Origin of the sequence: Idiomarina seosinensis (assembly GCF_003987275.1) — a bacterium.
Taxonomy (GTDB): domain Bacteria; phylum Pseudomonadota; class Gammaproteobacteria; order Enterobacterales; family Alteromonadaceae; genus Idiomarina; species Idiomarina seosinensis.
The window spans coordinates 1,232,257-1,244,980 of record NZ_PIQF01000001.1 but is presented as its reverse complement, the minus strand read 5'-3'; the positions used below and the strand labels follow the sequence as shown (position 1 = coordinate 1,244,980).

Here is a 12,724-nt window from a genome sequence, read left to right as displayed (position 1 = left end):
CTATTAGGATTCGGCTGTTACTCGTGCTCTGGTGACGGATTTCTCTGCTTTTTCCGCCTTTGCCTCGAGCTTTGCATCGATGAGATTTTTTAAGGCAATGATAAAACCCATGCCAATGAATGCTCCGGGCGGCAAAATAGCCAATAGTAGCGGGTAGTCTACCTGAAACAATTCAAGCCTTAATTGTGCGGCCCAGTCACCCAATAATAATTCGGCGCCATCAAACAACGTACCGTTACCGATAATTTCCCGCATTGCTCCTAGCACAGCTAATACCAGGGCGAAACCAACGCCCATTGCTAAACCGTCAAAGGCTGCTTTTTGAACAGAGTTCTTTGAGGCGTAGGCTTCTGCGCGGCCAATGATTGCGCAGTTAGTGACGATTAGCGGTATAAAAATACCGAGTGACTGGTAAAGCTCAAACACGTAGGCGTTCATCAGTAGCTGAATAATGGTAACGAAAGTGGCAATTACCATGACAAACACGGGAATACGGATTTCCTGCGGCACCCACTGACGAACCAAAGATACGGTAATGTTAGAGCCAATTAAAACAAATAGTGTGGCCAGTCCTAACCCAAGCGCATTGGTAACTGATGCGGTGACAGCCAGTAATGGACACAAACCTAACAGTTGCACCAGCGCTGGATTGTTTTCCCAGAGACCTTGCCGGGTCAGTTGCTTATATTCATTCATCATTACTCTCCAGGCAGCGGGGTAAGTCTGCGTTAAACAAACTACTGCTGTTATTCTTTAAATATAGGGTGGCGCTTTTTACCGCTTGTACAACGGCGCGCGGCGTTATAGTTGCGCCAGTGAACTGATCGAACATACCGCCATCCCGTTGTACAGCCCAACGGTCATCATCCTCATTACGTACCTGCTTACCATTAAACGATAAAATCCAATCGCTCTTTTGCCGTTCTATTTTATCCCCCAGGCCAGGTGTCTCCTGATGAGCCAGCGTGCGTACTCCGAGTATTTCGCCACCGGGGCGCACCGTCAGCAGTAAGCGGATACTCCCTGAATAGCCATTGGGAGCGACTATTTCAGCGGCTAACGCTGTCGGATTACCATTTAACTCGGCACGATAAAGAGCTGTTGGTTCGGTTACCCCTAATGCTTCGTGTTGCAGTTGCCGACAGGACTGATAAAGGTCATTGTCGTGCAATGCTGGCGGCACCAATTCGTTCAAGCTGCGTAGTGTTTGTGCACGCTTTTGCTCGGCGATACGATCAGCAGTAAGTGCCTCAACGGCTAATACTAAAAATGTTGCTACTACGGCGAATAGGGCAAGCAGCAAACCGTTCCTTTGCATACTCTTCTTAGCCATTTTGCCCTCCGGACTGGTGGCCATAAACTTTGGGGCGGGTGTATTGGTCAATCAACGGCACACTCAAGTTTGCAAGCAATACGGCAAATGCAACAGCATCGGGGTATCCGCCCCAACTACGAATGACCCAAACCAGCAAGCCAATCATCAAACCAAAGATAAAGCGGCCTTTGTTAGAAGTTGCAGCCGACACCGGATCTGTTGCTATAAAGAAAGCACCCAGCATAGTGGCACCACTTAGGGCGTGGAAAATAGGCCCGGGCATTATTGACGGCGCAAATAGGTGAGCCAGTAATGCGGGCACTAATAAGCCAGCTAGCAGTCCACCTGGAATGTGCCAGCTGATAATCCGCTGTTGCAACAAAATAAAACCGCCCAGCAGGAAGGCAAGATTAACCCATTGCCAGCCGACGCCTGCCAGTACTGAAAACTGCGGGCGCTGATAGATTTCGCTCAACGTGTAGCTTTGATCCAGCGCTGTCTTGACCGTGTCCAGCGGGGTTGCCATAGTTATCCCATCAATGGTGGTACGCAGTTGTTCTACGCTATAACCGGCTGGGGTGTATTCAAATAAAATTGTGTGTAAGGTTTGCCACAAAGTTAAATCGTATTGACTGATGGTAGTTGGTGGTAGCCAGTTGGTCATTTGCACCGGAAACGAGACTAACAATAAAACATAGCCGGCCATCGCCGGGTTAAATAAATTTTGGCCCATCCCACCGTAGATATGCTTAACCACCACAATAGCAAACGCGGTACCCAATACAATAATCCACCAAGGAGCCAGAGTGGGTATCGAGATAGCCAATAATACTGCGGTTACCAGGGCGGTGTTATCGCGCAGACCGGATCGCGCATCGCGGTTGCGTGCAACCAGACAAAGGCTTTCAGTGACGTAGGCAGTAATGATGGCTAGCATAATTTGCATCCATACCCCGGCACCAAAAAAGTAGCTTTGTACTAATACGCCGGGAATTAATGCATAGCAAACCCAACGCATCATATCGCTCGTGCGGCGCTGACTATGGCCATGGGGTGCGGCGGCAATACGAAAACTCATGATGAAGTATCCTTAGGGTCGTGGTCCTCAGCCGCTTGTTGTGCGGCTTTTTTAGCTTTGGCGCGGGCAATCGCGGCAGCCACCGCACTCGATTTATCCTGAGCCGGTTTTTTGTTAGCTTCCGCTGGCTGAGATTCGTTTTCGTTGGTTGCTTGTTGTTTTTCTTGCTGCATCTTTTTGCGCGCCTCGGCGGCCTTACGGTGGCGTTCCAGGCGCTCTTGTTTTTCGCGCTCTAACCGTTGTTGGCGTTTTTCAAAACGTTGCCGCGCCAGTTCGGCCTTAGCTTTTTCACGCGCGATATTACGGATCTCTGCTTTGGCTTTGCGATAGTAGTGGACCAGTGGGATCTCACTGGGACAAACATAAGCACAGGCGCCGCACTCAATACAGTCGAACAAATTCTGCTGCTCCAGCGCATCGTAATCCCTGGCTTTTGCCAACCATTGCAGTTGCTGAGGCTGAAGGCTAGCAGGACAAACATCGGCACAGGCGCCGCATCGAATGCATGCCATCTCTGGTCCCGCTGCAGGCAGCTCTTGCGAGGTTGGGGTTAAAATGCAGTTGGTTGTTTTAATCACTGGTACCTGGGTGATGGGTAGAGTGAACCCCATCATTGGCCCACCCATAATCACGCGCGGAGACTTAGTGGCTTTAAATCCGCCTTGTTCTAACAGGTGTTCAATTGGTGTGCCTAATAAAGCCCACACGTTACCAGGTTGGGTCATTTGTTCGCCGGTTAATGTCACCACTCGTTCGAGTAATGGCTCACCGTCAATAATGGCTCGCTTAACCGCGTAGGCGGTACCGGTATTTTGCATTAATAAGCCAATATCCAGAGGCAGCTGATGGTGAGGGACTTGTTGGCCGGTTAGCAGCTCAATCAGCTGTTTTTCGCCGCCTGACGGATATTTAGTAGGGATTATGCGTAAGCTGATGTGTTGCTTGCCATCGATAGCCTCTTGCATGGCTGCGATGGCTTCCGGTTTATTGTCTTCAATTGCCAGCAATATGTGCTCGGCGGAACTGATGAATTGCAGAATTTCCATGCCAGCGACAATCTCATCGGCTTTTTCGCGCATTAATCGGTCGTCAGCGCAGATATACGGCTCACATTCAACACCGTTAATAATCAGGTATTGGATAGGCTTTTGCGGTGCCAGTTTTTGCGCAGTCGGGAAACCAGCACCACCGAGGCCGGCGATCCCGGCCGACTGTATACGTTCAATTAATGAGGCTTTGTCTTGTTGCCGGTAGTCCGGTAACGGTTGCGATGTTGACCATCGTTCCTCGCCATCGGGTGTTAATACCACAGCCATTTCGGGAAGCCCGGACGCGTGAGCGGTCGGTCTCTCTTCGATTGCGGTAATCACTCCCGAAGTGGGTGCATGTAGCGGCAGCCCTTGACTCAAATGAGCTTCAGTCAGCTGTTGACCCTTTAATACCTGATCGCCAACTTTAACCAGGCATTCACCGGAAGGTCCAATATGTTGGCGCAGCGGTAATACTAATTCAGCGGGTAGCGGTAACCGTCTTAGCGGTATTGCATTAGCCGGCTGTTTACGTTCAGGCGGATGAATGCCTCCGGGAAACTGACCTATTACACCAGCGTCGACAAACGACTTAATATCTCGCATAGCGCTCTCTTACTCCACCAGTTTGACTGGGATATTATCCGCCGATGACAAATTCTTTTTGACCTCGTCTAAGTCCCACTGCCAGGTCTCAGGTTGTGCCTTCACAGGTACCATATCGATACAATCTACGGGGCATGGTTCGACGCATAGGTCACAACCGGTGCATTCGTGCTCAATGATCGTATGCATTTGCTTGGCAGCACCTAAAATGGCGTCAACAGGACAGGCCTGAATACACTTAGTGCAGCCAATGCATTCGTCTTCGCGAATCACTGCAACCTTTTTGACGTCTTCTTTGCCGTGTGCCGAATCTAATGGCTTGGCCTCGACACCCATAAGATCGGCGAGTTGCTTAATGGTTGCTTCGCCACCAGGAGGGCACTTGTTAATGTCGTCACCATTAGCAATGGCTTCCGCGTATGGCTTGCAACCTGGATAACCACACTGACCGCATTGGGTCTGGGGTAAAATGTTGTCAATTTGCTCGACAATAGGGTCGCTTTCTACTTTAAACTTTACTGCAGCAAAGCCTAAAATAATTCCAAATATCAGTGCCAGGGCACCAATCGCTATTAAACCTGCGACAATACTCATTAGTTCGTCACCAAACCGCTAAAGCCCATAAACGCTAACGACATTAGTCCGGCAGTTACCATTGCTATGGCGGAGCCCTTGAAAACCTGAGGCACATCGGCAGCAGCTAGCCGTTCACGCATGGCAGAAAATAAAATTAATACCAACGAGAAGCCTACGGCGGCGCCAAAACCATAAACAATAGACTGAACGAAATTATGCTGTTCATTGATATTTAACAGTGCCACACCTAATACTGCGCAATTGGTGGTTATTAGAGGCAAGAAAATCCCTAATAGTCGGTAAAGCGTAGGACTAGTTTTATGAACCACCATCTCAGTAAACTGAACCACTACCGCGATCACTAAAATAAAGCTAAGCGTCTGTAGCGCCATCAGATCCAGAGGCTCCAGCAAATAGGCATTGACTAAATAGCTACATACCGACGCCAGGGTTAAGACGAAAGTAGTCGCTGCTGACATTCCAATCGCAGTATCGAGCTTATTCGACACACCCATAAAAGGGCATAAACCAAGAAACTTAACCAGTACAAAGTTGTTGACCAGCACGGTTCCTATCAGTAGCAGCAAGTAGTCGGTCATGGCTGTTTCCGTAGGCTAAAAAAACAGGGGCTATTATCGGTGTTTTGGCGCTGATAAACAACAGACAGAAGCTAAGGGAATTGGCTTTTCCTGTATTTTGTCATGGTTCTGTCAACGAAATGTCGTCGCAATGCAATATATTGCCGACATAGTAGCATCTGGGTGACAAAACGAGCTCAAGAGGAATTAGCGACAGATGCTATCTTTAACGCTTCTGCAGCGTGGTGTTAATAATATTGATCGTTATTGCTACACGCTATGTTCTTCGCTTAGATCGCGTTATCTATTCGCGACGACTGCGCGGTGGGTATCGGCCTCCGGGGACGGATATTGTTACTTAGCCGTCGCGTACTGCTTAGCGTGGGCGAGTGGCAGTTATTGGGATTATATGACAGCGTTAGCGGTAACTTTTGCTGTCGAACGACCAACATACTGGTTGCTTAAGAATAGTTTTCGCCGCGACAGGCCAGCCAATTGCGCGCCAATCCCTTTACTCATTGCACATGATAAATTTAGTTTCCCTTCCGGCCATACGTGTGCAGCTTTTGTTTTCGCAACAGTGACTTCTTCGTACTTCCCTACATTGGCGACTCCATTATTTCTCTGGGCGGCAATGATTGGTGTTTCCCGAATTGTGGTGGGAGTTCATTATCCAACAGACATTATGGCCGGAATGGGTCTGGGTCTTCTGCTTTCGGAGTGGACATTAACTCTTGTTTAGCGAAAGGACGTGCTATGAAAATATTATTTGGAATACAGGGAACCGGGAACGGTCATTTAAGTCGATGTCACCGAATTGCAACTGAGTTAAAAAAGCATGCGGTACAAGTTGATTACTTGATTTCTGGGCGTCGTCCAGAAAGTTTATTCAATGTTGACGTATTCGGTGATTTTGTATGCCGCAGGGGGCTAAGTTTTGTTACGCGGCAGGGCCAGGTTAGCCACCTTAAAACCTTATTGAGTAACTCTTTTTCCGAGTTTGTTAGTGATGTGCGCAGATTAGATGTTAGCTCATATGATCTGGTGGTCTCTGATTTTGAACCAATAACGGCTTGGGCGGCTAAGCGTGCCGGTAAACGATGCATCGGAATAGGGCGACAATATGCGTTTAAAGAAAAACCGTTGTATCAGCATTTAAATCTTTTTCAGCGAACTATTATTGACCATTTTGCCCCTGCTAACGAGTGGCTTGGTATGCATTGGAGTCCACTGGGTGACTGCTTGCCACCCGTTGTCAGAAAATCAGAAGACGATACGCCTAATGTTAGACAGGTACTGGTCTATTTACCCTTTGAAGAACTTTACCATGTCGTCGATTCGCTATTAGCTGTTGAAGATTATACGTTTTCCGTCTTTCATCCGGATATAAAACAGGTAAAGTATTTTGCCAGCGACCATGTCATTGGCTTTCCGGCTTCACGAAAAACTTTTGCTGAGCAACTTTCGGTGTCGACAGCCGTAATCGCCAACGCGGGTTTCGAAACTACCTGCGAAGCTTTAAATAGAGCTAAACATTTAGCCGTTAAACCCGTTAACGGACAATTTGAGCAATATTGGAATGCAAAGCTGTTGCAGCAGAAAGGACTAGCGACAGTATTTAGCGAGTTAAATGAAGAAAGCCTATTAGTCTGGCTTGCTGAAATAAATGGAAAGCCTTGCCCGGCTAAGACTGAATGGGGCAACGTTGCGGCTTCTTTAGGCAACTGGCTGTCAGCAGGGGCGACCCAAGCTAAACAAGAATTAATCGACGAGCTTTGGAGTGGCTCCCCAGGTTGGATTCGAACCAACGACACATGGATTAACAGTCCACCGCTCTAACCAACTGAGCTACTGGGGAATCGTAATTTGGGAGTTATTGAAAGTTGATTGGCTCCCCAGGTTGGATTCGAACCAACGACACATGGATTAACAGTCCACCGCTCTAACCAACTGAGCTACTGGGGAACAACTCTCAACGGCGACGAATATTAAAGAGGTTGCGCAGGGGTGTCAACTATTAGTATTGGTTTTTTGGGCAAATTAGGTTTGATTGGTGAATTATTCTACGTTGGTTAAGTAGAGTTGTGCCTTAAATAAGACTTTTATGGCTTTTTAAAGCGTTTAGCACGAATGGCCTGCTAACTCGACTCTCCGCACATGTCAACTTTTGTTCATGTTTCCGGTTATGCCTTTTGTAATAGTTGCTTTCCAATCTCGATTATCCACAGATCGCTGTATCCGTTATCAGCTAAAGCCTACAGGATCTTATCCACGGATTCTGTGGATAACCCTGTGTTTAAGTCTGTGTAATAGCTTATTTGATGCGTGTTCCAGCCACAATTGTCGGTTGGTCAGAATTTAACTTATAAAAAATAAATATAATAAAAACAATAGGTTAGTAAATTCCGGGGAATTTAGCTATTGACTAAATTAGAATAGCAAATGCGTTGTTTGAAGATTCAACAGGTTGTGTATTTCTTGGCTGCTTTGTGCAAAATATAGGCCTGTTTGTTAATTCATATTGCTTGATTTTCTTTAAGAAAAAGAGTAGCCGCTAATTCGGAATAGGAAGTTGAAAAGCCGTTAATTTTTGTTAAGTTGTAATAAAATTGTCTTTTAAAAATTAACAGGTATCTACGGCAGTTGTTACTGTAACGTTTAATCAAAAATAGGTATTTGAGGACTCTATAAGAAAAATCACTCAAATACCTTATTTTAGGATGTTTAGCAGAGCTATTTGACGCTGGAGGCAGAAAATTCAGCAATTCTCTTTACTGCTTCGCGCAGCACATCCAGGCTGGTAGCGAAGGATAGGCGACAATAACCATCAGTTCCGAAGGCTGATCCTGGCACCAATGCAACTTTGGCATCTGTTAGCAATTTTTCACATAGTTCGACATCAGTTGCAGCGCCTACTTTTTGCATGAGTTCCTCAATATGGGCGAACACATAGAACGTTCCGTCGCCAGCAACGCAGTTGATACCGTCAATTTTATTTAGGGCGTCGATTAAATAGTCGTGTCGATGTCTAAATTCATTCACCATGGTGTCGATACAGGATTGATCGCCAGAAAGAGCGGCTACGGCTGCATGTTGACTGATGCTTGCGGGGTTCGACGTGCTTTGCGATTGAATCTTTTTCATTGCCGCGACTATTTTTTTCGGCCCTGCGGCATAACCAATACGCCAGCCTGTCATCGCGTATGCTTTTGAAACCCCAGATAATATAACGGTGCGCTCCTTCAAGTCAGGGGCCACCATCGGCAGGTTGGCGAAGGGCTCTTGTGACCAGAGAATCTTTTCGTACATATCGTCGGTCGCGATGAGTACATTAGGATAATCACGCAGAACTTCGGCTAATGCGCGTAACTCATCTGCCGAATAAGCGGTGCCGCTTGGATTAGACGGACTGTTAATGAACATTAAGCGGGTTTTATCGGTTATCGCAGCGCGCAATTGTTGCGGAGTAATTTTAAAACGCTGTTCGATACCAGCTTGAACAATTACAGGTTTAGCACCGACCAATTTCGTCATGTCAGGATATGAAACCCAGTAGGGTGCAGGAATAATTACCTCGTCACCTGGGTTGAGCCAGGCACTAAGCAAATTAAAGATACTGTGTTTACCGCCAGCCGAGACGATGATTTCATCGGCCTGATAATCAAGTTTGTTATCACGTTTAAACTTGTCAATAACAGCTTGTTTTAACTCGGCAATACCATCAACTGCTGTATATTTTGTTTTGCCATCGTGAATCGCTTGAATTGCAGCCTGTTTGATGAATTCGGGAGTATCAAAGTCGGGTTCACCGACTCCCAGACCAATTACATCGTGACCTTGTTGTTTTAATTCATTGGCTTTTTGAGTGACCGCTAACGTCGGTGATGGCTGAATCGAGTTGACGCGATCGGACAGTTGATATTCCACGGCATATCCTTTCATCAAAATGAGTTTGTTATAACGCAGTATGATACGTAGGCTGCCAGGGAAAGTCTATCAACATAGCCAAAGCAAGCCCATTTAAGGTACACTACACGGCCTATTTCCAGAGGAGGTATTCATGTCTACAGCCGACGCTTCACGAAGTCTTATTCATGCGCCGGTTGGCAAAACCCTGTGGGAAATGACATGGCCAGTAATCTTTGGCGTAGCCACCTTAATTAGCTTTAATGTGGTTGATACTTTCTTTATCAGTTTGCTCGGCACCGATCCTCTGGCCGCGGTTAGTTTTACCTTTCCCGTCACCTTTACGGTAGTTAGTCTGACCATTGGCCTCGGCATTGGTACCTCTGCGGTGATTGCCAGAAAGTATGGCAGTGTTCGACCTCAGGAAGCGCACTTTGACGCCTTTGGTGCACTATCAGTATCAGCTATATTGGTACTGGTATTAGCGCTGGTTGGTTACTTATTGATGGAGCCGATTTTTTCGTTATTGCAAGCGCATGAGCGCTTAATGCCACTGATTAGAGAGTACATGACACTGTGGTACGCCGGTTGTGTGATGTTGGTAACACCGATGGTGGGAAATGCAGTTTTGCGTGCTTCCGGGGACACCAGAACACCTTCCGTTATCATGGCCTCAGGCGGTCTGGCGAATGCCATTTTCGATCCAATCTTTATTTTTGGCTTGGGCCCGATACCGGCAATGGGGGTACAGGGAGCTGCATTGGCCAGTGTCATCTCGTGGGCCAGCGGCTTAATACTTATTTTCTGGCTACTGAATCGCAAAAAGCTAGTATCGATGAAACCGGCCAACGAGCTGCTATTTATCACCGCCTGGATAAAATCAGCACGGGAAATATTGAAAATAGGTTTACCCGCGGCGGGAGCTAATATTCTTACGCCTTTGGCGATGGCGGTAATGACTGCCATTATAGCGGCTTACGGTGCGCCCGCGGTAGCAGCATTTGGTGTAGGAACACGACTCGAGTCGTTGGCAAGTATCGTGATTTTGGCGTTATCTATGTCGCTGCCACCGTTAATCAGTCAAAATTTCGGTGCCGATAAAATCAAGCGAGTGCGCTATGCCTACGCGACCGCGTTAAAAGCTGTAATGATTATCCAGGCAGTTATTTATGTGCTGATGGCCCTGACCGCACACTGGATTGCAGCGGCGTTCGCAGAAGAGCAGGAAGTTGCCGAAATTGTCCAACTATTTATCTATATCATGCCTCTCGGCTATGGCTTGCAAGGCTGGATTATTCTGACCAACTCAAGTTTTAATGCGATTCATAGGCCGATGAACGCTTTATGGTTAAGCGTCATCCGCTTATTTGTGTTTTTCGTACCTTTATCCTACTTGGGTAGCTTACTCGCCGATATTACCGGTCTATTTATTGGTGGTGTAGTGGCTAATTTAATTACAGCAACCCTCGCGTACTTCTGGTTTTCGCGCGAATTGAGGAGGTTTGGTGAGTAAATCTTTTGAACTAGTTTCCAAATACCAGCCTGCCGGTGATCAGCCTAAGGCTATCCAGCAGTTACTGGATAATCTCGATGCCGGGTTGGCCCACCAAACGTTGCTTGGAGTTACGGGGTCTGGCAAAACTTTTACTATGGCCAACGTTATTTCCAAGTCACAACGGCCGACATTGATTCTGGCGCACAACAAAACATTAGCTGCACAGTTGTATGGTGAAATGAAAGAGTACTTCCCGAATAACTCGGTTGAGTATTTTGTGTCTTATTACGACTACTATCAGCCCGAAGCTTATGTGCCAACTACCGATACCTTTATTGAGAAAGACGCATCAATTAACGACCATATTGAGCAAATGCGGTTGTCAGCAACCAAGGCTCTAATGGAACGGCGTGATGTCGTGTTGGTCGCATCAGTGTCTGCCATCTATGGTCTTGGTGATCCTGAATCATACATGAAAATGATGTTACATCTGCGTCGCGGCGATATTATCGATCAACGTGATATTTTGCGACGCCTGGCCCAGTTGCAATACAAACGTAACGATGCTGCATTTGAACGGGCCACTTATCGGGTTCGTGGTGAAGTTATCGATATTTTCCCGGCGGAATCAGAAGAGATGGCGGTACGGGTTGAACTGTTTGATAACGAGATCGATAGAATTAGCTATTTTGAACCGTTAACCGGTAAAGTGACTGACGCTGATGTGGCTCGTACGACTATTTACCCCAAAACACACTATGTAACGCCGCGCGAAGTATTGGTCGAGGCGATCGAACATATTAAAGAAGAACTAAAAGATCGTCGCGAAATTCTACTGAAACAGAATAAACTGATAGAAGAGCAACGCATCGCGCAGCGTACTCAGTTTGATATTGAAATGATGCTGGAACTTGGCTATTGCTCAGGGATAGAGAACTACTCACGCTACCTGTCGCGTCGTGCTACCGGCGAGCCACCACCGACCTTGATGGATTATCTGCCCGATGACGCTTTACTGATTATCGATGAGTCGCACGTTACTGTTTCGCAGGTTGGAGCTATGTATAAGGGCGACAGGTCACGCAAAGAAAACCTGGTGGAGTATGGGTTTAGACTACCGTCAGCACTGGATAACCGGCCGTTAAAATTTGACGAGTTCGAAGCAATTTCTCCGCAGACACTGTATGTTTCTGCAACTCCGGGAAAATACGAGTTAGAGCGCTGCAGTGGTGAAGTTATCGAGCAAGTAGTAAGGCCAACAGGGTTAGTCGATCCCACTATTGAAGTGCGGCCTGTTGCTACGCAAGTAGACGACCTAATGTCGGAAGTTCGGTTACGGGTGGAACAGGGAGAACGGGTACTTGCAACTACGCTAACTAAGCGTATGGCTGAGGATCTGAGTGACTACCTGGATGAACATGGAATTAAGGTGCGCTATTTACACTCGGATATTGATACCGTGGAGCGCATGGAAATTATACGAGACTTACGCCTAGGTGAGTTCGATGTCATCGTTGGAATTAATTTGCTTCGCGAAGGACTGGATATGCCGGAAGTCTCTTTGGTGGCCATTTTGGATGCTGATAAAGAAGGGTTCCTGCGCTCAGACCGTTCTCTTATTCAGACCATCGGTCGGGCAGCGCGTAACGTTAACGGCAAAGCGATTCTTTACGGCGATCGAATTACCGGCTCGATGCAACGGGCTATTGATGAAACGGAGCGTCGCCGGGAAAAGCAGATTGCCTACAATAAAGAACACGGAATTACACCAAAAGGATTGAACAAGTCGATTACTGACGTGATGGATCTGGGGCAGGGACCCGGCAAGCAACGCAAGTCAAAATCCTCGGAAGCTCTCGCCGAAGTCGCTGCCGGTTACGATCCGCGAGTTACCGTGGTTAAAGATGCCAAAGCGCTAATGAAGGAAATAGAGAGTAAAGAGAAAGCAATGTACGAAGCTGCTCAGAACCTTGAATTTGAGCAAGCTGGGCAGTTGCGTGATGAAATTGGTAAATTACGAGAACAGTTGAAGCGAGCTGTTTAAGCCGGTAAGCCGAACACGGCCATCGGTTTTTACAATTAGATTAGAAAGGTTTAATCGATAATAATTATCCTCATAGACGAGTCCTGATAACAAGGACT

Annotated in this window: 10 protein-coding genes, 2 tRNA genes and 1 pseudogene; 4 read left to right on the top strand and 9 right to left on the bottom strand. The window is 47.0% G+C overall.

What is annotated here, in order from left to right:
- Positions 1-3: 3 nt before the first annotated feature.
- From CWI81_RS05960 to rsxA, 6 genes are read right to left on the bottom strand one after another with little or no spacing between them, the layout of a single operon-like run.
- The gene (locus CWI81_RS05960) at positions 4-696 is read right to left on the bottom strand and encodes an electron transport complex subunit E (RefSeq protein ID WP_126784482.1); all 693 of its coding nucleotides are present in this window, start codon (positions 694-696) and stop codon (positions 4-6) included.
- A complete protein-coding gene (gene rsxG / locus CWI81_RS05955; protein ID WP_126784344.1) occupies positions 689-1,333 on the bottom strand; it encodes an electron transport complex subunit RsxG in 645 nt (214 codons plus the stop codon). The genes CWI81_RS05960 and rsxG overlap by 8 nt, the downstream gene beginning before the upstream one ends.
- Positions 1,326-2,393, bottom strand: coding sequence for an electron transport complex subunit RsxD (gene rsxD, locus CWI81_RS05950; RefSeq protein WP_126784343.1), 1,068 nt, complete (start codon positions 2,391-2,393; stop codon positions 1,326-1,328). Before rsxD ends, rsxG begins: the two co-directional genes overlap by 8 nt.
- Positions 2,390-4,027 (bottom strand): electron transport complex subunit RsxC, encoded by a 1,638-nt coding sequence (gene rsxC / locus CWI81_RS05945; protein WP_126784342.1) that lies wholly within the window; start codon positions 4,025-4,027, stop codon positions 2,390-2,392. The genes rsxD and rsxC overlap by 4 nt, the downstream gene beginning before the upstream one ends.
- Positions 4,028-4,036: 9 nt before the next feature.
- Complete coding sequence (gene rsxB, locus CWI81_RS05940) at positions 4,037-4,621, bottom strand: electron transport complex subunit RsxB (RefSeq protein ID WP_126784341.1); 585 nt, start codon at positions 4,619-4,621, stop codon at positions 4,037-4,039.
- Complete coding sequence (gene rsxA / locus CWI81_RS05935) at positions 4,621-5,202, bottom strand: electron transport complex subunit RsxA (RefSeq protein WP_126784340.1); 582 nt, start codon at positions 5,200-5,202, stop codon at positions 4,621-4,623. The genes rsxB and rsxA overlap by 1 nt, the downstream gene beginning before the upstream one ends.
- Positions 5,203-5,398: 196 nt before the next feature.
- Between rsxA and CWI81_RS12905 the strand changes: the two genes are divergently transcribed.
- Positions 5,399-5,923 (top strand): phosphatase PAP2 family protein, encoded by a 525-nt coding sequence (locus CWI81_RS12905; RefSeq protein ID WP_126784339.1) that lies wholly within the window; start codon positions 5,399-5,401, stop codon positions 5,921-5,923.
- A 14-nt stretch (positions 5,924-5,937) separates the two neighbouring features.
- Positions 5,938-6,831: pseudogene (locus CWI81_RS05925) on the top strand (glycosyltransferase family protein); the annotation flags it as partial.
- A 131-nt stretch (positions 6,832-6,962) separates the two neighbouring features.
- Here CWI81_RS05925 and CWI81_RS05920 read toward each other — a convergent pair.
- The 3 genes from CWI81_RS05920 to CWI81_RS05910 form a co-directional block, all read right to left on the bottom strand.
- Positions 6,963-7,039 (bottom strand) — tRNA-Asn (locus CWI81_RS05920).
- A gap of 30 nt (positions 7,040-7,069) precedes the next feature.
- Positions 7,070-7,146: transfer RNA gene (locus CWI81_RS05915), tRNA-Asn, on the bottom strand.
- A gap of 768 nt (positions 7,147-7,914) precedes the next feature.
- Entirely contained in the window at positions 7,915-9,108 is a 1,194-nt protein-coding gene (locus tag CWI81_RS05910; protein ID WP_126784338.1) for a pyridoxal phosphate-dependent aminotransferase, read from the bottom strand.
- Between the two features lie 133 nt (positions 9,109-9,241).
- Here CWI81_RS05910 and CWI81_RS05905 point away from each other — a divergent pair, with 133 nt between their 5' ends.
- Together CWI81_RS05905 and uvrB are read left to right on the top strand one after the other, a co-directional pair.
- Positions 9,242-10,600 carry an MATE family efflux transporter gene (locus CWI81_RS05905; protein WP_126784337.1) on the top strand — a complete coding sequence of 453 codons (1,359 nt, stop codon included), beginning with the start codon at positions 9,242-9,244 and terminating at the stop codon, positions 10,598-10,600.
- Positions 10,593-12,626, top strand: coding sequence for an excinuclease ABC subunit UvrB (gene uvrB, locus CWI81_RS05900; RefSeq protein ID WP_126784336.1), 2,034 nt, complete (start codon positions 10,593-10,595; stop codon positions 12,624-12,626). Before CWI81_RS05905 ends, uvrB begins: the two co-directional genes overlap by 8 nt.
- Positions 12,627-12,724: the final 98 nt, after the last annotated feature.